Raw genomic sequence first — 25,259 nt, 5'->3', positions numbered from 1 at the left:
GATCACGGCGCCACGGCCGCGACGGGCAGGCCATCCCCCCCGCCTTCCGTCCGGATCGCCGAGGTCTCCGCCGGGGCCGCCGATCCCTGGTCGAAGAGCTTGCGCGAGGACCATCCCGCGACGGTCGCGACCAGGCCCGCCGCGGTCGGGAGGAGGCCCCCGGCGAAGGCGAGGAGGCCGAGCATCGCGCCGAGGATGAACAGCCCCCAGGCCCCCGGTCGGGCGCGGACGATGGCCGCCAGGCCGATCGCCGCGAGCACCACCAGCATCAGCAGGGACCGGGCCCGGTCGGCCGTCTCTCCCTCGGAGACCGCCGGCGAGTTGCCGCGGGAGATGGTCAGCGACGCCGGCTCGTCCGCGATCCCCGGCGCCATCCCGATCAGGAACGACATCCGGCCGAGCCCGCGAATCCGGTCGCCGATCGCGGGCTCGGCGACGGAGATCGCGGTCGATGCGGGGGTTTCGTCCTGCCCGAGGTACGATAGGGCGGCGGCAATCTCGTCGTCGAGGGCCGCGGCCTTCAGGCCCTCGATCAGGAGCCGGCGGGAGGCCTGGATCTCCGCCAGGTCGCGTTCCGCCCGGTCCCGCCGGTCGGAGGGGAGGTGGCGCGACGACCAGCGGATCGAGCGCTCGGCGGCCCGGAGGTTCAGCTCGTGGGCGATCAACAGTCCCGCGACCTTCTCCCGGTCGCGGCCCGATCCTCGGTCCATCTGGATGAGGAATTCCATCAGCTCGCGTCCGATCCGTTCGGCGCGATCGAGGATGACGCGGTCGGCGACCGTGAGGTCCAGGTCCGTGGACAGGCTCCGGACCGCCATCCCGTCCGCCAGGTGGACCGTGACCCGGGCGGGCACGCGATCGGGCCCGGTGGTGGGGATCGCCAACCGAAGGTCGGCCGTGTCTTCCCCGGTCGGCGAGGCCGGCGGCGGGACCGTCCAGTAGATGGCCACATGCGGCCCCGCGCTGTCGCGCAGCGGGATGAGCCAGCGACGTTCCCCCCCCCGGAGGGGGCGGACCGGGACCTGGTCGACGGTGGTCCACGGGATCTGGCCACCGGCGTCGAGCTCGACGGTCAGGAATCGCCCCGTCCGCGGCAGGACGTCGACCACGGATCGGCCCCTCGCCGACCCGTCCGGGAGGATCGTCAGGTCGACGTCCGCCGAGACGACCCGGGCGGAGGGATCGGCCTCGTCCTGGCGCTCCGCCGGGCTCGCGGGGACCTGGACGCGCAACGACCAGTTGTCGCGCTCCACATGGAACGCCCGAGCCTGGGTCCCGGGCAGCGTCCGAAACTCCTCGTCGGCGAAACGTCCGGCGTAGGCCACCTGCTGGAACGTGCTCGAGCCGGCCGTGGTCAGGGTCGAACCGATCGCGTGGACCAGGGCGAGATTGGTCGCGACCGAGGAGACTCCCAGCGGGATGACCTCCGGATGCTGGATCTCCTGGCCTGGAGAGAGGGGCTGGGACGACCGGACAACCAGCCGCTGAGTGCCCCAGACCGGCCGGGCGGGGGTGAGCGTCCAGATCGAGTTGCTTCCCCTCTCCTCGCTGGTGCGGCGGAGCTCGTTCCCCGGCATGCTGGCCGTGGCGACGGCCGCCCACGCCTGGGGGATTCGAAGCCGAAGGGACTCGATCGGCCCCCCCCGGACGCTGTAGCGAAGGACCGCCACCCATTCCGCGGCGTCCGGCCCGATGGTCATCTGGCTCTCGATTCGGACCTCCACCTGGGGAGGCGCGGGGATCCAGGTGAGCGTCCCCAGCCGGGCGGCATCATCCACCTGATAGAGCTGCGCGGTCGGGGCCGGAGCGGCCGGATTCGCCGGGGATGGGGCGGGCGCCGTCCGGCTGACCGCATCTCGCGGCGCCTCGATGTCCACGCGGACGTCGGACGTGAGGACGAGCTTGCCGGGGAGTGATTCCATGCCCGGCAGCGCGATCCAGGGGGTCGGCATCCGCAACGACCGTCCGCCGCGGACCATGGGATCCTGGAGGGCGGGGATCCAGCCGGTGATCGCCAACTTCCTTCGGGTTGCCCGGAGGGGCCGGTCGTAGCGGAGCATCAGCGAATCGGGCGCCGTCCGGCTCCAGGCCGTGAGGCCGTCGCATTCCACCTGGTCGACCTTGAGCTCCCTCGGCACCGAGACCGTGAGGTGGTCGACCGCATCGGAGAAATCACCGAGCTCCGCCTCGTAGCTGGCGAGGATTCGCCCCTCCTGGACGGTCAGGTTGAGCGCCGGACGGACCCGGACCCGGACGATGGCCGGCCCGGTCCGGTACTCGGGCCTGTCGTCGCGGCCCAGCCTGGTCGTACCGCAGAGCGTCAGGCGGTCGTCGGGGAGCGGGCCCCAGAGCTTGACGAATCCCTCGTCGCTGAGCGGATCCTCGCCGCGGAGGGGCTCGACGCGCCCGGTCCAGTGGCCGGGCCGGCGGACGCCCAGTGCCCCGGAATAGCGGTCCACCTGGAGCGGCTCGAGGCGCGGATAGTCGCGCCCGGTCTCGACCGGAGAGCCCTCGTCGCCGGCCGCGTCGGGCACGCTCGGCCGCGACTTCGTCCGGGGCCGCCACAGGTCCAGCTCGATGACGGCCCCGTCGCGAAGCGGAGGATCCATGCGGGCAGTCCAGACCGGCTCTTCCTCGGTCCCTCCCCACGACTCCGACACCAGCCCCGGAATCGACGTGGAGCGCGGGATCAGGGCGGGATCCATCAGGAAGCCGAGCTGAGCCAGCGGGCTCGATCCGCGATACGTGAACCGCGCCCTCAGGCGGTCGCCCGCCGGCTGGATGTCGTAGAGCAGCAGGCCCTCCATGTTCGTGCCGGCCGCCTGTGGGGCCGATTTCCCGGGGTCTCCGAGCCGGATCTCGAAGCGATCCGATGGCCCGAGCGAGCCGAGGGTCGCGCCCTCGTCGCCCTTCTCGCTCTTGCCCCGAAGGTTGGGGAGCCGCAGCGTGCCGCCCGCCAGGGGCCTGCCCACGACGACCCGGGCCGAGGGGTGCGGATTCACGGGGATATCCACGCCCTCCGCCCCGCCGGTCGGGCTGAGGGAGGCGGACCGCCGGATCGTCAGGTCGTGCCGGCCGGCGCCGGTCACATCCACCTCGGCCCTCGTCCCTCCCGCCTCGATGAAGACGGGGACCGGCTTGCCGTCGATCGTCGCGCCGATGTCGCGGCACCCGGCGATCGGAATGCTCCATCGGCCGGGGGCCCCGTCCCGCTTCAGGATCACGAGCTCGCTCGCGATCGAGACCTCGCGCGCGCCCTGCCAGGAGACGCGATGCGTCGCATCGACGAGCACCAGGGGCGGCGGCTCGCTCCTCGATTCGACGCGTGCCAGCCGCTTGAGCGTGTCGAGGTCGCTCAGCCGGAGGATCGCTCGCGTCGGGGGCCGGCCCGGTTCGTAGCTCCCCTCGTAGGGGAGGAGGATCGGGATCGGACCGTCGTCCCGGCCCGCCACCGCGGCGGCCCCGAGCAGGAAGGCCAAGGCCGTCGCCGCGGGGGCGACGCGGGCCATGGACCGGGTCAGGCGGATCCCGACGTGAGAGGCCGACTGTCTGGTGGGATGGCTCCGACGGAACTCCTGGAGGGTGATCGTCCGCCCCAGCGAGACCAGCAGGCCGACGGCGGACCCGAAGAAGGCACCCGCGAGCAGTTCGTACGGATCCCGGCCCAGCCAGAGGCGACCGAGGACGCTCAGCGCCAGGAGCAGAGTCGGCAGCACCAGGGCGCGACGGGGGGAGAGACGGACGACGAGGAGGCAGAGCACGATCGCGACCATGGCCGCGGCGATCCATCGGGGGAGGCTCGCCGAGCGGTCATCCCGGATGACCACGCCCGCGGATTCCGAGGGCCATGAGACGCAGGCGAGGTGCCACGAGGACCAGCCCGGCGGGGGACGCAGCCCCGGCCGGCCGAGATCGGAAGCCGATTCGACCGGCGTGAACTCACCGCGCCATCGGGCCACGGACTGGAGCCTGTCGGAGCGATCGCTCCCCCAGAGCAGGGCCTCGCCAACCGAGGCGTTCCAGGATCGGCCGGCCTCGAACTCGCGGCTCGCGGCGGCGGTGGTCACGATCAGGGTCCCATCGACGGGGATCACGGCGAGTCCGTGTCGCTCCAACGATCGCTGCGAGGTGGAAATCCCCGAGGGATCGCGCGAGAGGTCGCAGCGAGACCGGGGCCCATAACCCGCCGCCGCGAGCGAAACCCGATCGATGAGCACGGGGGTCGAGGTGGAATCCCAGCGGATGAACCAAGCGGAGAAGCTCATCTCCTGGGCGGGATTCGCGGTCAGGATCTCGTCGAGCCGTTTCCAGGTCGACTCGGCCACGACGGCGGTCGTGCCCTGGCGTGCACGCCAGGGAAGGCTCGGAAATCCGAGGGCTCCGAAGGGCCACGAAGGGACGACCTCCGGCTCCGCCGCGACGAGGTAACCCGTCGCCCCGGCGACGCGCCGGCCCGGGGGGGCGACCACTTCCCAACTGAACGACAGGCAGGGCAGGTCGAAGACCGGCATGAGGGGACGGATCGTCCCGCCGCCGGTGAGTGCCGTGCCGTCCTCGAAATCCAGGTCCACCGTCCTGGGTCGTGGGGATCCGGCGGCGGCGGGCATCAGGAGCGAGAGCCGGCCGTCCCGGGAGAGGACGGCGGCATTCTCCCCGTCGATCGCGGCCCTGAGGAGCGAGATCCCGGCCGGGAGCTGAAACGAGAGCTCGCGGCCGGCCTCGACCTGGGCAAGCAACCTCAAGCGGTTGAGTCGAGGGCCGTCGGGATAGGCGAGGGTGGTCAGGTTCGCGTCGCGGACGATCCCGTTGGTCTCCGTCGCGGGGAGCGACGTGGTGGACAGGAAGAGTGTGGCCCTGGCGTCTCGGTAAGACAGGGCGTGGGCGATCGCGGACCAGTCTCCGGCCGTGTTCCGTCGCCAAGGTTCTGCGAGCCGCTCCGCGACCTGCGAATCGAGGCGCGAGAGGCCGGCGGTCTTGACGCTCGTGGGCAGGTCGCGGGGGACCTCCACCAGCACATTCGCCCGGGGACGGAGGCGGGCCGGGACGTTGATCAGGGGGATGGCACCCTGGCCCTGCCAGGCAGGGGCGGCGCGGAAGCGTACTCGAGGCGTCGCGTCCGCGGATCCGGGCCGCTCCAGGGACCACGCCGTGCCACTTTCCGGCAGCCCTTCTCGTTTGCGTTCCGCCGTCGTCAACGGCCTGGCGGCGATCGTCGCGCCCTCATCGGACAGGAAGGCCCAGGCGGAATCGGCGTCGACCCCGGTCCCGATCCAGACCGGCAGGTGGGCGCCGGCCACCGTACCGGTCGTCTCGATCTCGCCTTCGATGCGGAGTCGCTGTCCCCCCTGATCGATCCGGACGAGCGTGGTGATCTCCGTGCGGGCTTCCGGCGCGATCCGATCTCGGCGGACGAACGCCTCGCCGTCGTCACCCACCCATCGCCACGCGATCTCGGGGTGGAGTCCGGCCCTCGGGGAATTGGCGCCGGTCAGACCTGGATATCGTTCGTGATCGATCCAGCTCAGTCCCTTCGCCTGGGTCGGGATCAGCCTCGTGCCGGGATCGACGAGCGCGAGCCAGGCCTCGTCGAGGATGGCGGCCCCGAGGGGACGGACCCGAGGGAGGGGCAGGGGATCGCGGCCCGGCGGCGAGGAAGAGGTCGCCTCGATTGTCAGGCTCGGCGGCGCCGACGAGGCGTCGCTGGCGGGTATCAGGACGCGGAGCCTTGTCCCCCCACCGGGCCGAGGAGAGTAGCTCCACGAGAGGGCCTGGTCGGCTCCGCCCCAGGACACTCGGCCGGGCGTCCAGCCCGCGGAGAGGTCCGCCTCGATCTCGGTCGGCCCGCCGCGCGCATCCAGGCCGTTGATCTGGCATTCCAGGCTCGCCACCGCGTCGTTGACCTTCAGCCTCCCGAGCAACCGGCAGGTCGGCCTCGGTCGCCGGAGCGTGAAGTCGAGCTCGGCCACCGAATTCGGCGATTCGGCCTCGAAGACGAGGACGTCGGCCTCGCCTCCCTCGGCCGGGGCTGGGACGCGGCGGCCGGCGCGTTCTCGGCAACCTTCCAGGACCCGAAGCGAATCGAGGCGGACGATCGTATTCCCGCCGGTCCAGATCGCGTCGATCGGTCGAATGGCGGGGACGTTCCAGCGGCCCTCGACGGGGACCCTGGCGTGGGCCACGAAGACGACCTGCGTCGCGGGACGGGGCTGCTGGGAGAGGCGGACATGAACCCGGGTCCGATCACCGGTCCGGCTGACCTGGTGCTCTTTCAGGCCGGGCCCGACGACGTCGATGAGGTCGAGCCCGGGGTCGAGCTCCGCGGAGAACTCCATGGAACCGCGGGGGTCGGGCTGGACGGTCCACTCCGTCCGCCAGTTCGCGGCCCGAGGGTCGATGCGGGGCTCAGGGCCCAGGTCGATTCGCGTGTCCCCGCTCACCCAGACCAGGCCGCCTCCCCGGACGCCCTGATCCGCACGCGAGCCGACGATCCGGAGGTTCACCAGCCCCGGGCGACCGTGGAAGGCCCAGGCCCGGTCGCCCGGCCCCGAGGCCGGGAGGGGGCCCTTGCGAGGTCCGACGGGCCCGATGGGAGCCCATTCCGCCGGCAGCTCGATCGTCAGCACCGAGGACTCGTCGCCGGGCAGGCCCAGCGCGAACCCGCGGTCCTCGGATTCGGCGAGCGCTCGCTGCTCCCAGTCGAGGACGATCCTGACCAGGTCCGAGGGCGCGGCCGTTGGGACGGTGCGGGTCGTGGTGGCCGGCGGCAGGAGCGCGACCGCCTGCCCGGTCGCAAGGGCCCCGACCGGCGGCGCGGCGTCATCGGGCCGGCGGATGGCGGGGGTCCACGGATCGAGCGCCAGCGCCGGGGTGACGGCGCCGGAGCGATCCACCAGGAGCTCGGAGCGCCCCACGAGCGATTTCCCGTCCCAGCACGCGTGATGGCTAGCTCGCACCAGCCGCGGCTCTCTCCCCGCGGGGACGATCGATCCGCCCCGGCCGGCGGCCTCGAGCAGGCCCTCCAGCTCCGACGGCTCGATCATCCGGAGCGGCGTCCCGGCTGGGAACCAGTCGGCGACCTTGGCGGCCGGGATGCGGAGGCGGGCCACGCGCGGGGCCTCCGCCCACGCCGCGGGGCCAGTCGACGCCAGGACGGCCAGCCAGGCGACGAACGCCGGTCCGATCCGGCGGATCACCGGAGGGGGGGCGGCCGACTCTTCGGGAGATGATCGCATGGCAAGAATTCGCAACGAGGTCTGTTCGGGCCAAGCCTCGCCGGCCCTGGAATCAGCGGCCGGCCTGGCTGACGCGCGATCCGGACGAGGGGTCCGGGCCGGTCGTGAAGCTCAGCGGTGAGGCGTAGTCCATGGTCGACGAGGGGCGGTGCCGGATCGCCGTGGAATCGTCGGAGCCGACCTTCGACGGCGTCAGCTCGGAGATTGCGGAACCGGCCGCCGGGCTCGCCGTTTCCGCCCCGGCGGCCCTCGGGCTCCCTTCCGTATATCGTCGGATCCCCAGGCCCAGGAAAGCCAGGACGATGCCGAAGAGGGACGACTGCAGGACCAGGAAGAGGACGCTCGAATGGACGAGCGACACCGCGAGGACGGCCGCGGCGGCGAGCGCCGGGTAGATCACGCGAGGGCCCGACCGCGAGAACATGATCCAGAAGCCCAGTGCGAGCGCGCCGCCGGAGCAGACGGCCACGAGCCAGGCTCGCGACGCGATCCACGGGTGCAGCTCGCGCGGCGGCCCGGGCCGCGAGAAGAGGTAGGCGTGAGTCGCCTCCTGGGAGTCGCCGGTCGGGTCGTCCAGGACCGCGTCGGACGACGCCGAAGCGGAGAGCCACTGCAGGAGCCCGGCGAACGGCCTCCTCGGCTTTCGCTTCCAGACGTAAACGTCCCAGAACCACTGATTCTCGTCCCCCCAGCCGCGGGGGACGCCGACGACCGCCTGGTTCCAGGGCGTCCGGATCTCCCAGAGGGACTGCATCACGACGGCCCCCCCGCGCAGCTCCGGCGGGGACCAGTCGCGGCCCGAGGGCCCCGCGGCCGCTTGATATTCGATGTCGAGCAGGACCGGCCGGCCGCGCGAATCGAGCGGAAAGTCGATGCGGTAGCCGTCGCCCTGGGCGGTCCGCTCCACCTGCTCCGCCACGCGGCCGTCGATCCTCGCCCGGATCCACTGCGCGGCCGGGGGGAGGGAAAGCTCGGCATATCCGGGATGGGTCTCGATCACATACCACGCCTCGGTCCTGGAGCCGCCGTCGGGGCCGTCCCAGGTCCGAAGCAGCATTCGAGGAGCGACGAGCGCGGGGAGCGCCGCCTTCCTGATCGTTCCGGCCGCGAACGGGAGGCCGAGGCCGGCCTCGGCCGTGGTGCGACGATAGGTCCTCGAGCCTCCCGTGGCGACCGCGCCGCCGTCGGCCGATTCCCAGCCGGCCGCCTCGACCTCGGTCGAGATCCCCGGCGCCGGGCTCAACTCGACGACCACCCCGGTCGTGGTCGCCTGCTCGATCCGGACCCAGTCGACGGCCCCCCGGGCCGCCGATTCGCCCTCGGGGATCGTCAAGGGCCGCCGCAGGGTGAACGTCAGGGTGGCGGCGGACTCGATCGGCGGGTCGAGGGCGAGGCGATATCTCGTCGAGGCGGCGTCGGCGGCGGGTTCCGCCTCGGTGACGGTGATCGACGATCGCCCCTTCACCTGCCACTGGTCGCGACGGAGGACGGGGACGCGGACGAACAGCTCGCGGATCGAAGCGTAACGGACGTCGATCGCGGTCTCCTGGCGGATCTCGAGCGAACCCTCCTGGACGCGGGCGGCGAGCTTGATGTCCTCCGAGATCTCCGGGCGATGGCGGCGGAGCCGGCCGCGGAGCAATGGAGGGCTGGACTGGGATTGCAGGACGGCCACGGGGACCCGTCCGCCGCCGGTCAGCCCGGCGACCGCCGCGGCTCGCTCCTCGCCGACGAGCCTCCGGAAGCTGGCCTGATCGACGCCGTCCGACTCCGAAGGGACGGAGGTGGGATCGAACGTGACGTTCCGGGAGGCCAGCACGGCGACGGTCCCTCCCGCCTGTGCTCCTTCTTTGAGCGTGAACAGGGCCAGGCTCGCGTCGCCGTCGACGGCCACCTTCTGCACGCCGGCGAGCTTGATCGCGAACGTCGGCTGATCGCGGGCGACCGCCGTCAGGCGGATCCGTGCGAGCTTCCCGTCCGCGGCCGGCCTGGCGGCGACGGCGGCTCCCGTGCCGGCGGGGACCGGCGCCGCGGTCGGCGGGGAGGCCGCTACGGCGGTCGTCGGGGCGGCCGGTACGGTGGCCACCGACTCCACGAGTTCCGCGGGGCCGGCGGAGGTCAGCTCGAGCCCGGGCGGGACGGCGACCACCACCTCGAAGGGCCGGCCGCGCACCCGCTGGATGTCCAGGGTGGTCTCCGAGCGGGCCGTCTCGCCATCGAGGATGATCCGCGTGGCGGCCGTCGCACGCAGGAGCGGCGGCGCATCCTCCACCGACAGCGACAGCTTGAAGGGCTGGTCGAGGAACTGGAACGCCATGCACGTCCGCGGCTTGGTCCGGAGGTCGGAGGGAAGCTCGCGAGGATCGATCCGCCGGAGCCCCTGCGAGCCGGCGTCGTTCAGCCAGAGGTTCGCGGCCTGGGTGACGCCGATGGCCCCGGTCTGCTCGGCCGCGGCCTCCAGCGCGAAGCCCTTGAAGAGGAACGTCCGCGGCCCTCCCCGCGGGAAGCCGCGGCGGATCTCCATGAAGAGCCGGCGGGAGTCGCCCGGGCGGAGCGGCTCTCCGAGCGGGATCGTCAGGACGTTGGACTCGATGTCGGCCGGGATGAACTGATCGTCGAGCTTGACCTGGCGCGCCACATCCGCGGGATCGAGCTGGATCTGCAGCCTGCGTGCCTGCCCCCGCACGCAGCGGATTGCCCAGGTGGACTGGGTCGTCACGGACTCGGCGTCGGCGTCGATCGACATCTCGACCTGGGCGGTCAGCAGGGGGGGCAGCGGGCTCCCGGCCCCCGCCTGGTTGGTCCACGAGAGGCTCAGCATCGAACGGGGCGAGAGGTGGGCCGTCAATCGGGTCGCCTTGCCCTCGGGGAGCGGGGCGGCCACGATCGACTCGCCGGGGCCGACGGACACGTCCCGGATCGCCTGGGGGACGTCCAGCTCGAGATAGGTGGACGAAGCCTCGGGGATCGCGATCTCGAGATGGTTCCGATCCGGGCTGATTCGGACCGGACGTTCCAGCGAGACGTCGAGGTGATGACGTCCGGCCCCGCGAAGGCGAACATTCCACCGCCCTTCGCCGCCCCCCTGCAGCTCCAGCTCCTGGTCGTGTTCCCTCGCCGACGTCACGATCTGGCTGCGGATCCCCAGGGGGATCCAGGCTTCCGTGCGCTCGAGGAGCTCCAGGTCCAGCTCGAGCCGGAGCGAGGCGACGTCCCCGTCCACCTTGCCTCGAATGGCGACGCGATTGACGACGAATGGCTTTGCCCCCGGCACGCCCGCGGGGACGCCCGTGGGCGGGGCTGCCTTCTCTCCCGGCCGCGTGAAGATCCAATCGGGCTGGTTGATCCGCTTCAGGAAGTCGGCGAAATCCCCCACGTTGTTGAAGATGACGAATTCATCGGGGAGACGCCCGGCACCGGGGGCCGGGGCGGCGGGAACGTCGGCGGACGGTGGGGCGGTTCGGGCGGCCGCGCCGGGACTCCCCGGCGGGGAGGGGATGGCCTGTCCCAGGGCCGCCGGAGCACCGTCTTGCGACAGGGCAAGCCCAGCCAGTACCGCCGCGAGCCAGCCGATGCGAGTCAAGGTGCCGAACCTTCTGAAAGGACCCCACGCGGCAGCCCAGGGCGGCCGGCCCGTCGTGGTCGGTGGCTTCCCACGGCTCACGATGGGGCCGGCGCAAGACGGGTCGAGGTTCTCGCCGGCCTCCGGACGAATCATATCACGCGCCAGGCCGAAGATCCAACCGGGCCGGTAGCCTTTGCGGATTGCGAAAGCGCTGAGGGGCGTTGCCCCGGCCGTGACCCGGATCAGTCCCCCTTCTTCGCGGCGGCGGGCTTTAGCTCGCCCCGTGCCGACAGGGTCTTCCAGGCGTTGTAACCCTTTTCATCGGCCTTGTCGGGATCGTAGCCCTGATCGCCCCGGCCTGTGATCGTCATGAGGTTATCGAGGGCCAGGCTGCGGATGACGAGCGGTTGGTCCCGCGGGGAGAGGAGGTCCACCAGCCGCTTGAGGGCCTCCGGTTGAGGGCTATCCGGGGGCGTTCGCCCGACGAGGAGCGACTCGGCGACCTGGCCCACCTCCGGGCCGAACTCCTCGTCGAGTGCTTGACGGAGATGGCGGAGCGCCTCGGGACCAAGGCCGATGTAACTTCGCAAGGCGGCCACGGCGCCCTGCCGGGCGCCCGGGTCATTCTTGCCGAGGATGGGCATCAGGAGGGACAGGTCGCCCATGGCCTTGAGACCCTGGATCGCGAACTTCCGGACCACCGGCGACTCATCCTCCGTGAGGACGACGATATCGGAAAGGGCGGGCCGATCCGCGGCGAACCTGGCGTTGAACTGCTCCGCCAGCTTCTGGTCCTTCAGGGACGGATCGGACGCGGTCAACCATTCGGGCATCGCCTTGTCGGCGACCGCGTGGATCGTCCCCGAGGCGTCGGCGACGAGCTGACCGGGGCCGCTCAGCCCCTGAGTGGAGGCGCCGATCGTGGCCGACGCGTCCCCCTCGGAGGAGAAGATCGCCAGGGCCGCGGCGGCCTCCGGCCGATGGCCGAAGGCCCAGGCCGATCGTCGTTCCAGGCCAACGACCCCGCGCGACGGGCGAGCGATCGTGGCCGTATGCCCTGCAAACTCGACCCGCAACGGAGTCGCCCCCTCGCCGGGCTCCACCACGACCTTCCCCTCGGCAAGGTCCAGGGAGACGGGATCGGCGACGGCCTTCCCCGTGAGCCGAATCTCGGTCTCGCCCAGGAGCGTCACCGGGGACTTACCGATCACCAGCCGGGACCGGAAGGGCGCGAGGCAAAGCACGCGGTCACCACCATTGAGCGAGGCCCCGGCCGCGAGCTTCTCCCAGGACTGCTTGTCCGCGTCGAATCGGAGCAGCAGCCCATCGGACTTCTCGACGACACCGATCGCGCCGGGGGGTACGGCCGTCGGCGTTGACGCGGGAGACGCCGTCTTGGTCGGTTCCGCCGGTCCCGACTTCTCCGCCGGGACATCCGGCTTGCGCGTATCGGGGGCGGGAGCCTCCGCCTCGACCGTCTCCTCGACCGGTGGAGCCTTGGCCGGGACCGCGGCCGGTTTGGGAGCGGCGGGCCCCTCGATCGCAACCGGAGCGGGCGGCGAAGCCACCCCCTGATCGCTCGACGGGCCGAGGCTCAGGTAGGCGGACCAGCTCAGCAGGCCGATCAGGCCCACGCAGGCCGCCGCCGGGCCGAAACGCTCGACCCAGTGACGCTTCGGAGGCTCGGGCGCGACCCATGGCTGGATGGGCCTGGTCACGGGCTCGCTGGGGCGTTCGGCCACGCCGTTGGCCCTGGGCGGCACGATCGACTCGCGCCCCTTCACCAGGAAGTACATCCGCGACTTCACGTCGGCCGGGACGTGGACCTTCTGGCCCAGGAGGCTGAGGATCTGATGGACCGCGGCCACCTCGGCGAGATTGACGTCCGACGTCAGGCACTTCTTCTCGTACTCGGCCACCTGATCGGGCTCGAGGTCGTTGTCGACATAACCGGCCACGACGTTCGGATCCGTGGCCTCCGGACCCGACTTCCCGGGCACCGTGTAGCGACGCTGGCGGGTGACGCGATGGATCCGGTCGACGAGCTCCCGGGCGAAAGGAGAACTCGACACCTGCTTGCCGATCTCCCGGACCTGGGACGGGGGCAAGGTGTCGTCGAGCCAGGCGAGCAGGGTGCGGAGAGTCAGACGCATGCCGGGTGCTCCCATCCGAACGGTTGATCGGGTCGAGCGGCGAGAACCTCCGGGGAGAGGCCGTAACGGGCCTCGTGGGACTCGCCCTTCCTGAGACATGAGTGCCGTCGCGTGAGGAAATCCGTGCGGCCCCGGGAATTTTCTCAACGCGACGCCGGTCGAAGCCGGTAAATCCGGAAGAACCCGTCCCGTTCCGATGGGCCGTACAGGGGTTCGAACCGCTCCGGATGCCGGTCGGCCCAGACTCGCTCCATGGGGAAGTGCTCCGCGTCCGCGATGTTATGCGGACCCTCCCCGGCATTGACCCGGGTGACCACCAGGAGCTGGATCCGGAGAGCGTCCAGGTTCGCCAGCCAGGCGTCATAATCCGGATTCGCCCGATCCCAGCCGGGACGAGAGCTGGGCCAGGACGATTCTCCCCTCGCGGTGGCTTCGCATTGATAATCGTGGAGCAGCCAGTCCCGATGCCGGTCCACGTTCACGTAGAGGACCTCGTTGCGCAGGCCGGCGCCGAAGAGGTAATAGGGGATGTTGGTCCCCGCATAGGCTATCCGTGACCCATCCGGCCCGGAGCGGCCCTCGAGGTTCATCCAGCCGGCATAGAAATCGCGAAACCCCGGGTAGACGAGGAGGCGAGAGTCGACACCGATCGCGCCCGTTCCGAACGCCGAGGAGGCGACCAAACCGGCCGCGGCCGCGGCGGCCATCGCGGGCCTTGACCGCGCCGCCCCCCATGCGACAATCCCCGCGCAGCAGGCGGTCAGGGCAGAAAGGACGAGCATCATCAAGGGGGCCGGACGGATGAAAATCCGGCCCGGCTCCTCCGCGACTTCGAGCACCCGCAAGGGGCCCTCGATCGAATTCGGGATGAACGGCGACATGTCCCAGGGGATGTCCGCGTCGCGGAGTGCGATCGGCCACGTCAAGGGCGTGAGCAGATGGAAGGCCAGCAGGATCACGCCGAGCGGCCCGAGGATCGCAGGCTTGCGGTCGAACGTGCGGGCGAGCGGCGCGGCCGCCAGCCCGAGCGCCTGGAGCATGAATCGTTGCTGGGTCCGGTAGGGGATGAAGAGCCAGTAGAGGGCCACGTTGAGCACGGCCAGCCCGGATATGACCCACGTCCATCGGTCTCGGAGGATTGACTCTCGGAGGACCGTTCCTCGCCAATGCCAGGCTCCGAGGATAGCGGCCAACCAGACCGGGGCCATCCTGGGATCGAGGACCGCGAGCATGATGTCGCCGAATGCTCGCAGGTCTTCTCGAGGTATGTAGTAAATGCTCCTCCGCATCGCGGCCGCGTCGTAGGCACCCGGGAAGACGGTCCTCCCGAGGGCCTTTACCGTCAGGGGGTAGATCGGATTGCCGGTGACGAGCCAGTTGCGGCCGTACCAGTAACCGCAGCCCGCCAGGGCCGTCAGCCCGATCACGCCGGCCAGCCCGAGAGCATGGCTCATCGGTCGGACCTTGATCAGGACCGCTCCCATCGCCAGAACGATCACCGGGGTCACGAAGACGATACCCACCGATTTCGTCCCCAGCGCGAGCCCCGCGGCCAGGCCGGCCAGACCAAGCCGGCCCGCCCGTCCCTCGTCCTCGAAGGCCGCCTGCGCGAAGAAGCCAATCGCGCACAGGTAGGACGCGATGAAGATCGTGTCCACGTTGGCCTCGAACGAGAAGATGAGGAACGGCGTGGACGTGACGAACCAGCAGGCCGCGACGGCCGAATTGTCGCGGCCGGCGCCAAGACGCCTCGCGATGGCGAAGCTGGCGAGCGCGGCGATGACGAGGAAAGGGGCCTGCCCGACCCGGGCGAGCCGGTCTCCTCCCCAGGCGATGGTCAGCCAGGTGAACCAGAGGTCGCCGTTGGCCGGGAAATAGGTCGCGGCATTCTCGCCGAAGGGGACGGGGACCAGGAAGAGCTGCCCGGCCTTCCACCAGCGAACCGCGAAATAGAGGTGGTAGATCGGCGCGTCGCTCATGACCTTCACGGGCAACAGGAGCGACGAGGCGCAAAGGACGGCGCAGGCCCAGAGCGTCAGGCCGATCGCCAGGATGGCGTGGATCCGCCAGACGGCTGGGGGGGCACCCGGGTCTGTCTCGATGGCGGGCACCAGGGCCCGGCGTCGCCGGATCAGGAGGCCGCCCGCGGCGAGCAGCCCCGACCAGCCGAGAATCCCGGCGGGCCGGAGCCAGCCCAGGGTGCCGAGCACTTCCATGCCGAGCACCACCCAGGCAAAGGCGATCATCGCCGCGCCAAGCCCTGCGTCGAGCCGACGCGTCAGCCGCAACCCGCCGCGAACCAGCCACCAGGCACCGGCGGCCAGCAGGACGTTCGCCAGGATACCCGACAAGACCACCATGCGACGTTCGCGACTCCCCGCTCGGCTCCGGGCCGGCGATCGATTCTAACCGAACGACCCGACGAAGCGACCTCCGGGAGCCTCGTCCGTGGTCCGGCCCGTCGCTTTACGCCCCCGCCGGGGGCGGCTATGATGGTCGAACCAAGCATGCAAGATCATGCAAGATGGTGCTTTCCGGTCCGGAAGGGGTGCGACGATGATCGGTGCGACGATGTCGGCGAAGGACTACCTGGCGCTGGTTTGCCAGGAGATCGAGAAGATGGATACCACGGAGCTGGAGAAGGTCAGCGAGCTCATCGAACAGGCCTACGACGCCGGCCGATTCGTCTTCATCATCGGCAACGGCGGCTCCGGCGCGAACGCCTCGCACCTCTGCGAGGACCTCGCCAAGTGCACTCTCTGCGACTTCGAAAATCAGAAGCGCCTCAAGGTCCTGAGCCTGACCGACAACACGGCCGGGATCATGGCCTGGGCCAACGACGAGGGGTACGACCGCATCTTCCTCGAGCAGCTCAAGAACCTGTCCTCGCCGGGGGACCTGCTGCTGGCCATCTCCGGCTCGGGCAACAGCCCGAACATCCTCCGCGCGGTCGAATGGGCCAATGAGCACGGGATCACGACGGTCGGAATCACCGGGTTCGGCGGCGGCAAGCTCCGGAAACTGGCCCATCACGGCCTGCACGCCGCGGTGGACGACATGGGAATCGTGGAGTCGCTCCACCAGGTCGTCTTCCACTGGCTGATCGACGATCTCCATCGCCGATTCAAGGAAAAGGCCGTCACGGTGAACGGCGCGAAGGCCCGCTGACCCATGGCAAGCGGCTTGTTGCTGGGAATCGAGATCGGCGGCACGAAGCTCCAGCTCGGGCTCGGTCGGGGCGATGGCAAGATCCTCGCCCTCGAGCGGAGGCGGATCGACGCCGCCTACGGCGCATCGGCCATCCTCGACCAGATCAAGGACAGCTACTCCGAGCTGCTCGCCACCGAGGGCACATCCGCGGCCGAGGTCGCCGCGGCGGGCGTCGGCTTCGGCGGCCCGGTTGACGTGGACCGCGGGCGGCCGACGACTTCATTCCAGGTCGGCGGCTGGGCCGACTTCCCGCTGGCGGACTGGATCCGCACGAACCTCGACGTCCCGGCCGTCGCCGTCCAGAACGACGCGGACACCGCCGGGCTGGCCGAGGCCCTGTTCGGTGCCGGGGTCGGGACGTCGCCGCTCCTCTATCTGACCATCGGGAGTGGGATCGGCGGCGCGCTCATCCTGGATGGGGCGATCTATCGGGGCGCCGGCCGCGGGGCCGTGGAAATCGGCCACCTTCAGATTCCGGACGTCTTGACGACTGGCTCGCCCCTGGCCGAGCTGGAGACAATCGCGTCCGGTTGGGGGATCGCGGCGCGGGCCACTTCCGTGGCGGTCGAGCGTCAGGCGGCCGGCCTGCCCACCTGGAACGTCCTGGAGAGGGCGGGGGGAGATCCTCGGGCGATCACCGCGGACCTCGTCGCCACCGCCGCCCGCGAGGGCGATCCGATCGCCGACGGGGTGCTCGACCGGGCCCGGCGGGCGATCGCCCACGCCCTGCGCCAGGCCGTGGCGCTGCTGGCCCCGCGGCGGATCATCCTCGGCGGGGGCGTCTCGCTCATCGGCGAGGAGCACTGGTTCAGGCCGATCCGACGGCTCGTGGAAGCCGAGGTCTTCGCCCCGTTCCGGGGCTCGTTCGACATCGTGCCGGCCCAGCTCGGCGAGGAGGTGGTCGTGCACGGGGCCCTCGCCCTGGCCCGCGGGGTCGCCACCAGGCTGCCCTGATCGGCGAGAGCCGGAGGGAATTCCTCCCCCTCTCACGTTCGGTCCAGATCATGAGCAAGGACTGCCGGGAGTTCTTGCAGACCACTTGGACGAAATTGCCACTCGTCCGTACCCCCTGGCCGGACCGGCAGATCGGGATACGTCAGTCCCCACCATTCCATCCCCGGGATCATGGTGAGCCAGGGATCATTAGGGCGTGCCCACCGCGGAGGACCCGGGATATTTCCCTAACTCCCACGGAAGAACGAGTTACAGACTCTCTTGGGAGGTGTCGGAGGGCTTCAGGCTGGGGGGCCGGGCGGTGCGTAGCCAGGCCGGCAGGACCGAATCAGACGATTCTGCGGGACGTACCGGGATCTCCTGATGGTTTTTTCAGACAAATGGCCCTGAGTTTGCTGTGCGGGATATCATGTTGGTGAGTGATGGTGGGATCAAATTCTCGGAGTCGCCTCTTTCTTCGGATGAGTCCTGGGCTACATTTGAATAAAGGAATCAACGTTCTTCATCACGCGGAGGATTCCGCGAACCATGACGCCCAGAACCTCGTCTACACGAATGAAGGCAAATCGGGAATAATCCGCCCGCTCGATTCGAGGAAGACCATCCGGCGAGAGCCTTGTTGAGAAGCCCGGTCTGTGTCGGGTAGCGCCGGACGGTGGAGGAGATGGGTTCCCGTGTTGCAAATCGCCTGAGGGTCGATCCCCAGAAAGAACATGAGGCTCGCCATGACTGCGAAGCTGGCCGAAACCCAGATGTGGCAAACCAATCTGGCCTCCCTGATCCGCTCTGGTCTGTTTACCAGGGCCGAGACGGGCGAGTTGAACGGTCTCTATACGGTCGTTGGCGTGTACTCCGACGAAACGTGTTCCGCACCCATGGCCAAATATTCCGACGCGAGGCGGGCTGCCGACGCGGCGAATATCGTGAACCAGCTCGCCAAGACTCCTCGGTCGGCGGAATCGAACTGAATCGATCGACGCTCGCCCAGACTAATACACGGGGCGGCCGCTCTTTACGCAGAGCGGCCGCTCCGTTCGTTTTCCAGCCGGCGAATCCGGGTCGCGGCGGGCGCTGGCCGTGCTTGGCGAAGCCGGATGCCCTGTTTATGATTGTCGTGCTGACCTCGAAATCGAACCGCCCGGAGCAAGCCCCATGTCGATCCTGGTCGTGTATCACCTGGAAGGGAAATGGTATGGCGAGGAGGCCACCTACAAGCGCTCGGGGAGCGGATTCTACCGCGAGTACACGCGCATCGAGATCCCCCAGTCGAAGGCCGAGATCGAGGGCTTCGCCGCCCAGAACAACTACAAGATCGAGTGGCGGGGCGAGATCCCCGTCGCCGCGGCGGGCTGATCCCGGGCCATGGGCCGGGGTCTTCAGGGGACCAGGGGCTTGCTCCTCCAGACGATCTGACAGCGATTGCCTTCGGGGTCGTTGAAGAACGCGGTCTTCATCGTCGGCGTGTCCACCTCGGTCCCCGTTTCGAATGCGATCCCCAGGGCCTCGAGCTCCCTGCGGCGAGAAGCCACGTCGTCGACGAGGAAGGCGGTGTGGCAGACCCAGCGCGTGTTCGCGACCGACGCTCCCTCGGCGAGTCCGATGATCTCGAGGGCGACGCCTTTCTCATCGGCGAGGAAGAAGCCAGGCGGATTGCCGCCGCTCTCGAGCGCGACCGTCATCCCCAGCGTCTTGACGTAGAAATCCTTGAGCGCGGGGGCATCCTTGGCGAAGATGGCGAAGTGTTCAATACGTGCCACGGTCGTGTCTCCCATCGGTTTCTTTCCAGGATCGCCGGTCACTTCGATCGCTCGGTCCTGGGTTTCGATCTCGGTTTCGATTGCTTGGGTTTCGCGGGCCCGGCGAGCTTCATGATGGCGGACCATTCGGCCGGGCTCACGGGCTGGATGGACAGGCGGCTCCCCTTCCGGAGGAGTTCCATGCCGGCGAGCTCGGGGATCTCGCGGAGGCGAGGCAGGCCGAGGGGGGGCTCGATCGGCCGGATCGCCTGAATCGAGACCTGGACCCAGGTCGGAGCGTCGGAGTCGCTCTTCGGGTCGTAATGGTCATCGGAGGGGTCGAAGGCGGTCGGATCGGGGTGCGCCTCTCGGACCACGCGAGCGATGCCGGCGATCGCGGGGGGATCCGCGTTGGAGTGGTAGAAGAGGACCTCGTCTCCCTGCTTGATGGAGTCGCGGAGGTAGTTCCTCGCCTGGTAGTTCCTCACGCCGTCCCACCCGGTCGTGCTCTCCGGCGCGGCCTGGAGGTCGGCGAAGGAAAAGCAGTCGGGCTCGGACTTGAACAACCAGTAGGCCATCTCGATTCGGCTCCCCCGAGTCACGGCTCGCCGCGACGGAATTACCCGAGAAACCTGGCGCGCCGACCAGAGAGTCTATAGCATGAAGGTCGGGGCTCAAACGGGGAAGCGACGTGTAGGGGTGGACCGGCGAGGGACGTTCACATGGAGGGTCTGAGTCCACTGATGGCGGTCCTGACGCCCCCGGGACGTGGAGCGATCGCGGTGATCCAGGTCTGGGGCGAGGGGGCGACCCAGGCGGTGGACGCCTGCTTCCGGCCGGCCCGGGGACCGGGACTTTCCGAGGGAGCCCCGGGACAGCTCCGACTGGGCCGGATCGGTCGCGGGGCCGGCGATGAGGTCGTGGCGGTGCGGCTCGACGGGCCGCGATCGGCGATCGAGCTTCAGTGCCATGGCGGGCCGGCGGCGGTCGGGCTCGTCATGGAGGCGCTCGGGTCGGCCGGGGTCGTCGCGACCGGGACCGACGCATGGGCGGCCTGGCAAGGCGATTCCCGCATACAGGCCGAGGCGCTCGAGGACCTGCCCCTCGCCCCCACGGTCAGGACGGCGGAGATCCTGCTGGAACAAGCCCAGGGGGCACTCGACCGGGAGCTGGTCGCGGTCGAGGAGGAGTTACAGGCCGGTCGGATCGACGCGGCAGGGCACCGGATCGATCTCCTCCTGGAGCGGGCGAGGATCGGGCTCAGGCTGCTGAGCGGGTGGAGTGTCGTCCTGGCCGGGGCGCCCAACGTGGGGAAGAGTCGTTTGCTGAACGCCCTGGCGGGCTATCGGAGGGCGATCGTCGACTCGACTCCCGGGACGACGCGCGACGTCGTGACCGTTCCGATGGCCTTCGACGGCTGGCCGATCCAGCTCTCGGACACGGCCGGCCGGCGCCATTCCGACGATCCGATCGAGCGCTCCGGCCTCGATCGCGCCCGCCTGGCCGTGCGGTCGGCGGACCTGGTGCTCGTGGTCCTCGATCGGTCGGGGCCCCTCGCGATCGGCGAGGAAGACGAGATCGTCACCGTCGAGCCGGATCGCTCGGTCCTGGTGGCGAACAAGTCGGATCGCCCGGCGGCCTGGCACCCCGAAACGGTCATCCCGGCGGACCGTCGGGTCGTGGTGGTGTCGGCGGCGACGGGCGAGGGCCTGGACGGCCTTTCGGCCGCGATCGTCGCGGCGATCCTCCCGGATCTGCCCCCGCCGGGGGCGGCGATCCCGTTCCGGGTCCGTCATCGAACCTCCCTCGAAACCGCGCGACGATCCCTCGCGGCCGGGGATCGGCAGGACGCGATTCGCGAAATCCGAAGCCTCCGGCGCGACCGTGTCGGGGCCGGCCCATCCGGGGGGACCGGTTGAGCCGCGGACGATCAGGAGTCGGTCGCGGGCGGCGAGGGGAGCTGTCCGAGGTCCGGCCCCCGATCGAGGGCCAAACCTTGGGGGTCGAGGGAGAAATCGTCCTTCGAAAGGGAGCAGGCGGGCTGATCCGGGTCGAGCCGGTTCCGGAAGCGAACTCCCTCGATGATCGGGAGCGAGTCGCTTGCATCGAAGGCCGTTTTCCAGTCCGATCGCGAATAGTCGCGGGGCGAAACGCCGGTCTGGCGGACCTGATCGCGACGATAGGTCGAGATCTGGACGTAGGCGATGTGATCCGCCTTCCAGGCGATCCGATCGCGAAGCTGGTCCAGGGAGCCCTGGCCGTCGACCCGGAAGAGGGGCTCCTGGCCGGCGGTCGTGAGGATCGAGTTGCTGGCCTCGATGGCCGTCGTGGCGGGTTCCTTCAGGTCCGGCGTGCTCTCGAGGTAGACGAGCCCTCCCTTGGTGCGGGCGGTCGATCGATCGATCCGGACCTTCAGCGTCGGCGAGGAGGCGGTCGCCGGCGGTCCGGCCGACGGCGCCTGGGGCATGCCGGTGGCGTGGAGGAGGCTGCCTTCGGTCCCGACCAGGACGCTCCGGAGCTGAATGTCCACGGGACGGCCGGACGCGACGACGATCGCGTCGCCGCAGGAACGGAGGAGCGAGTCGGAGACGAGGATTGTGGACACCGAGGAGGCTTCGCGGGGGCTCCAGGGGGCCATCGTGGGCTGGACGGCGATCGCCGCCGAGCGAGGCGATCGATCCGCGATGGTGATCGTCGTGTCCAGGATCTCGAGACGAGTGCCCGGCGAGACGGCGACGGCCGCCTCCGGACCGGACATGGCCAGGTCGATCTCCTGGCGCGGGAGGACGAGATCCAGTCCCCGGAGCGTGAGGCTCCCGGATCGGAGCTGGAAGAGAGACATCCACGACGACGGAGACCTCGACCCGAAGGCCGGCGGGCGGAGCCGGAGCCGGGGCCGGCTGCCGGCCCCTTCCTCGGACTCGATGATCCACCGGCCGCTTGACGAAAGGTCGATCGGGGACAGGTCCAGGTCCGCGTTGCGGGCGATCCTCAGCGTCCCGCCGCGGGCGCCGTCCCGGCTGACCGCGTTGAGGAGCTGTGCCGCGCTGCGGATCACGTCCTCATCGGACGTGACGGTCGAGGTTCGATTGTTCGACTCGCCCGGGTTCGAGCCCGTGGACGTGGCCACGGGGGGGGCGGAGGCAACCGGGGAGACCGGGCCAGGCGAGGCCGGCGGTCTTGCTGGCGGAGCCGGGCTCGCCTCCTGGCGAGCTTTCGGAGTCGTCTCAACGCGGGCGGCGGGCTCGGTGGGGCCGAAAACGACCGAGGGCGGGATGGTCGGCGAGGGAGCGCCCTTCGTCTCGGCCGCGAGCCTGCGCTCGGCGGGCTCGACGTCCTTCGTCGCCGCGGTGGTCCGCCCGTCGGCCGCTGGGTTCGGAATCGTCGCCGATCGGGACGACTTCGCGGCGGCGGACGCGAGTTTCGCCGGATCGCCCGCGGCCGGCGGCTCCCCCGGCCCGGCGGCATGAGCCGGCTCCAGGGTCCGCGCGGCATAAGGGCCCTGCCGCACCCCGAAGGATCGCCTGCTCCCATACTCCGATGAAAGAGTAAACGCTTCCGTCGGATTCTCCTGGTCGATCGTCAGCTCCTGGAGGGGGCGGGGGGAATTCCACACGGGCGACCTGGCGAGTATGGTGTCCGTCTCCCGGAGGGCGGAGCCGGCCTCGCACCACGAGCCGAAGTCGTCGATGGCCTGGGATTCGTCGGCCTCGCCCGTCGGCTTGAGGAACGTGCGGATGCGATAGAAGAGGTTGTACCGCCCTTGCCAGGTCAGGTCTCGAGGCACATCCACCGCCACCAGCGTTGCCGGCGTGGAGCCGGCGGGGGCCACGACGGAATCGTCGCACTGGACGCGAGCGATGACCCCCTCGAGCTCGAGCACGGGGCCGTCGCCGGCCATGAAGCTGGAATGGCGGAGGCGGATGTCGGCGGGGACCGGGGCGTCGCCCGCCCGGTTGAACACGCGGATGGCCGGAGAGCAGGGCCCCAGGGTGCAATCCCGGAGGATGAGATCGGTCGCACCCTCGGATGCGATCCCGGCCTGGAAGCCGTCGAAGTGGCACGTGTCGACGAGGACGCGAGGGGGCCGATCGCGGTCGATCCCGTCCGCCTGGGGCCGCTGCGAGCGGAGCCGAATCGCGGTACGGTCGCGGCCGTCGCTCCGCGAGCCCTGCCGGAACATGCAGCCCCGGATCGTCAGCGATGTGTCCTCGGCCACGAGCGCGGCCTGGACCGCGGGGCCGTCGCTGTCCAGCTCGAAGGTGAGGCCGTCGAGGCTGACGCTCCCGCCGGAGAACCAGAGCAGGGCAGGGGGGACGCCCGTGACGGCCTTCTCGGCCGCGGACTTCGCGGTGCCGGCGCCCAGCTCGATCCCGGCCGTCGCTCCGTCCGCGAACGCGGAGTCCGCGGCGAACCTCAGGACGGGGCGGGTCCCCGAGTCGGCCTTGATGGTCAAATCCCGGCCGGTCAGGACGGCGGTCGCGCGGTGATTGCCTCCTCTGGCGCCGATCACGTAAGGCCCATCCTCGGTCAGCGTGATCACCGCGCGGGGCGGCGCGGCCGAGAGGATGGAGGCGAGATCGTCCCCCGGGCGGACGGCGATGTTCCTCGGCTGGGACGTGACGAGAGGCCGGGGATCGTCCGCGGCGGCCGCTCCCCTGCCGGACGGGCCGTTGGCGGGCACGGCCGCCGGCCGGACCGAGCCCGAGGGCTCGACGACGGCGGTCCGCGGCGAGGGGAGGCTCATGCTCGCGGCGGCCGGGTCGTTCAGCTCTCGTCCCCACCAGGCGAGGAGGCCGATGACGGTGCAAAATGCGAGCCCGGGCAGGAGCCAGACCAGGTGCCGCTCCCAGGCCTTCCGATCGCCGCGCGACGACCACGGGTGGCTGTCGGACGGCAGGACGGGCATCCCCATCTGTCCCGCGATCACGAGGAGGTCGCGGACGACCTGCTCGGGCGTCTGGTAGCGGCGCTCGCGATCCTTCGCCAGGAGCTTGCCGATGAGCCGGCCGAGCTCCGCCGGGACCGAGTCGTTGAGCCCGCGGATGTCGGGAGGCGGCTCCTCCTGGTGCTGAAGCAGCTTCTGGAGGACCGTCCCCCCGGGGAACGGAGGCCGCCCGGCGAGCATGTGGAACATGGTGCAGCCGAGCGAATAGAGGTCGCTGCGAACGTCCACGTCCCGGGGGTCGCGGGCCTGCTCCGGGCTGATGTAGTCGAAGGTGCCCAGCGTCATCCCGCTCTGGGTCAGGCCGTGGTCGGTGTCGCGCTCGAAGCGGCGCGCCAGCCCCATGTCCACGAGCTTGGCGCGTCCCTGCGGGGTCAGGATGATGTTCGATGGCTTGATGTCGCGATGGACGACCCCGCGATCCGAGGCGTGGACGAGCGCCTGAGAGATCTGGAGGCTGATATCCACGGTCTCGGCGGCGGGGAGCGGCCCCTTCTCGTCGACCCGGCGTCGGACCGTCTCGCCCTCGATGTACTCGAAGGCGATGAAGTGATACGGTCCGTCCTGGCCGATGCTGAAGACCCTCGCGATATTCTCGTGATCGAGCTGAGCCGACGAGCGGCCTTCCTGGTAGAACCGCTGCACGATCTCCGGATCGTCCGTCTGATCGAGCGGCAGGAGCTTGAGCGCGATCCGCCTGTCGAGCTGGACGTCGAGCGCGCGGAAGACGGCCCCCATGCCCCCGACGCCGATCGCCTCCTCCAGGACGAACGTGCCGATGATCTCGCCGGCACGCGGCAGCAAAGCGACCGCGGGGGCCTGGACGGCCGAGCCCTGCCCGGCCTGGAGCTTCCGCGCCAGGCTGCTGGGCGTGCGGACGACCGTCGGCGGATCCTGCGTCTTCTCCGGTCCCGCTCCTTCAGCCCCCTCGGCCCGGGGCGCGGAGGCCCCGTGGGCCCCGGAGTGGGCGGATGGCTCCTTGCCACGAGTTTCTTCAACGCTCTGCATCAAGGGCTGCTCGATCCGACCCGGATGCTCCCAGCAGGACGCCTCCGTGTCCGTTTTCAAAACTGGATTTGATGGACAGAAGTGAAGCGACGTGGCGCGGCGAGTCCCGTTCGTCGGCCCGGCCAAGTATACCGCGTTGTCCATGCCGAGCCTAGAGACTCAAGGACTCTCTCGGCCGCAATGGACGATTTCACCCTGGAGGGGATAGGAAGGGCAGGACGACCCGAGACAACGCGTCTCGCCACGTCCGCGTGGTGAGCCCGGGAGTGGACGTCGGCCGCATCCGCAAGGGTCCCGGCCTGGAGGCGAAGGCAACGCGACGGAACCTGGCCGTCGGCTTCCTGAGGTCGACCGGGACTGAGAAGACCGCCGATAGCAACCGAAGGCAGGCCACCCGGGTTGATGGCCTCTTCGCCAGGCCGAGCATCCTGCAAGGGTGAGTCGCCCGGTCGGCCG

At 70.2% G+C, this 25,259-nt stretch carries 13 protein-coding genes; 6 read left to right on the top strand and 7 right to left on the bottom strand.

The features are described 5' to 3' along the window. Window positions 1-2: 2 nt before the first annotated feature. The 4 genes from G6O54_RS19920 to G6O54_RS19905 form a co-directional block, all read right to left on the bottom strand. A complete protein-coding gene (locus G6O54_RS19920) occupies window positions 3-7,232 on the bottom strand; it encodes a hypothetical protein (RefSeq protein ID WP_165227420.1) in 7,230 nt (2,409 codons plus the stop codon). 52 nt (window positions 7,233-7,284) lie between these two features. Then, on the bottom strand, window positions 7,285-10,815 hold the full coding sequence (locus G6O54_RS19915; RefSeq protein ID WP_165227419.1) for a hypothetical protein: 3,531 nt from the start codon (window positions 10,813-10,815) through the stop codon (window positions 7,285-7,287). A 224-nt stretch (window positions 10,816-11,039) separates the two neighbouring features. Continuing rightward, a complete protein-coding gene (locus tag G6O54_RS19910) occupies window positions 11,040-12,950 on the bottom strand; it encodes a HEAT repeat domain-containing protein (RefSeq protein WP_165227418.1) in 1,911 nt (636 codons plus the stop codon). Between the two features lie 143 nt (window positions 12,951-13,093). Beyond that, a complete protein-coding gene (locus G6O54_RS19905) occupies window positions 13,094-15,310 on the bottom strand; it encodes a phospholipid carrier-dependent glycosyltransferase (RefSeq protein WP_165227417.1) in 2,217 nt (738 codons plus the stop codon). Window positions 15,311-15,506: 196 nt separating this feature from the next. Here G6O54_RS19905 and G6O54_RS19900 point away from each other — a divergent pair, with 196 nt between their 5' ends. The 4 genes from G6O54_RS19900 (at window position 15,507) to G6O54_RS19885 (ending at window position 18,467) form a co-directional block, all read left to right on the top strand. Then, entirely contained in the window at window positions 15,507-16,118 is a 612-nt protein-coding gene (locus G6O54_RS19900; protein ID WP_165227416.1) for an SIS domain-containing protein, read from the top strand. A gap of 3 nt (window positions 16,119-16,121) precedes the next feature. Continuing rightward, complete coding sequence (locus tag G6O54_RS19895; protein WP_165227415.1) at window positions 16,122-17,114, top strand: ROK family protein; 993 nt, start codon at window positions 16,122-16,124, stop codon at window positions 17,112-17,114. Window positions 17,115-17,839: 725 nt separating this feature from the next. Beyond that, window positions 17,840-18,082: a hypothetical protein gene (locus G6O54_RS19890; RefSeq protein WP_165227414.1), complete on the top strand. Its 243-nt coding sequence runs from the start codon at window positions 17,840-17,842 to the stop codon at window positions 18,080-18,082. 184 nt (window positions 18,083-18,266) lie between these two features. Then, complete coding sequence (locus G6O54_RS19885) at window positions 18,267-18,467, top strand: hypothetical protein (RefSeq protein ID WP_165227413.1); 201 nt, start codon at window positions 18,267-18,269, stop codon at window positions 18,465-18,467. Window positions 18,468-18,490: 23 nt separating this feature from the next. On the opposite strand, the gene G6O54_RS19880 is transcribed toward G6O54_RS19885, so the two are convergent. Continuing rightward, window positions 18,491-18,871 carry a VOC family protein gene (locus G6O54_RS19880; RefSeq protein ID WP_165227412.1) on the bottom strand — a complete coding sequence of 127 codons (381 nt, stop codon included), beginning with the start codon at window positions 18,869-18,871 and terminating at the stop codon, window positions 18,491-18,493. 38 nt (window positions 18,872-18,909) lie between these two features. Continuing rightward, entirely contained in the window at window positions 18,910-19,428 is a 519-nt protein-coding gene (locus G6O54_RS19875; RefSeq protein ID WP_165227411.1) for an EVE domain-containing protein, read from the bottom strand. A 144-nt stretch (window positions 19,429-19,572) separates the two neighbouring features. Between G6O54_RS19875 and G6O54_RS19870 the strand changes: the two genes are divergently transcribed. Further along, window positions 19,573-20,769, top strand: coding sequence for a GTPase (locus tag G6O54_RS19870; RefSeq protein ID WP_165227410.1), 1,197 nt, complete (start codon window positions 19,573-19,575; stop codon window positions 20,767-20,769). 11 nt (window positions 20,770-20,780) lie between these two features. Here G6O54_RS19870 and G6O54_RS19865 read toward each other — a convergent pair whose 3' ends face one another. Further along, window positions 20,781-24,803 carry a serine/threonine-protein kinase gene (locus G6O54_RS19865; protein ID WP_165227409.1) on the bottom strand — a complete coding sequence of 1,341 codons (4,023 nt, stop codon included), beginning with the start codon at window positions 24,801-24,803 and terminating at the stop codon, window positions 20,781-20,783. A gap of 266 nt (window positions 24,804-25,069) precedes the next feature. Between G6O54_RS19865 and G6O54_RS19860 the strand changes: the two genes are divergently transcribed. Next, window positions 25,070-25,243, top strand: a complete 174-nt coding sequence (locus tag G6O54_RS19860; protein ID WP_165227408.1) for a hypothetical protein — start codon at window positions 25,070-25,072, stop codon at window positions 25,241-25,243. Window positions 25,244-25,259: the final 16 nt, after the last annotated feature.

It is taken from the genome of Aquisphaera insulae (genome assembly GCF_011064615.1).
Taxonomy (GTDB): Bacteria; Planctomycetota; Planctomycetia; order Isosphaerales; family Isosphaeraceae; genus Aquisphaera; species Aquisphaera insulae.
Note: the sequence above shows the minus strand (reverse complement) of the source record. Positions and strands in the feature narration are given on the sequence as shown.

Bases quoted from the DNA above. Each gene is read 5' to 3' on its own strand.
- G6O54_RS19920 (WP_165227420.1), bottom strand. From the start codon at position 7,232: ATGCGATCATCTCCCGAAGAGTCGGCCGCCCCCCCTCCGGTGATCCGC.
- G6O54_RS19910 (WP_165227418.1), bottom strand. From the start codon at position 12,950: ATGCGTCTGACTCTCCGCACCCTGCTCGCCTGGCTCGACGACACCTTG.
- G6O54_RS19905 (WP_165227417.1), bottom strand. From the start codon at position 15,310: ATGGTGGTCTTGTCGGGTATCCTGGCGAACGTCCTGCTGGCCGCCGGT.
- G6O54_RS19900 (WP_165227416.1), top strand. From the start codon at position 15,507: ATGATCGGTGCGACGATGTCGGCGAAGGACTACCTGGCGCTGGTTTGC.
- G6O54_RS19895 (WP_165227415.1), top strand. From the start codon at position 16,122: ATGGCAAGCGGCTTGTTGCTGGGAATCGAGATCGGCGGCACGAAGCTC.
- G6O54_RS19890 (WP_165227414.1), top strand. From the start codon at position 17,840: ATGACTGCGAAGCTGGCCGAAACCCAGATGTGGCAAACCAATCTGGCC.
- G6O54_RS19885 (WP_165227413.1), top strand. From the start codon at position 18,267: ATGTCGATCCTGGTCGTGTATCACCTGGAAGGGAAATGGTATGGCGAG.
- G6O54_RS19875 (WP_165227411.1), bottom strand. From the start codon at position 19,428: ATGGCCTACTGGTTGTTCAAGTCCGAGCCCGACTGCTTTTCCTTCGCC.
- G6O54_RS19870 (WP_165227410.1), top strand. From the start codon at position 19,573: ATGGAGGGTCTGAGTCCACTGATGGCGGTCCTGACGCCCCCGGGACGT.
- G6O54_RS19865 (WP_165227409.1), bottom strand. From the start codon at position 24,803: ATGCAGAGCGTTGAAGAAACTCGTGGCAAGGAGCCATCCGCCCACTCC.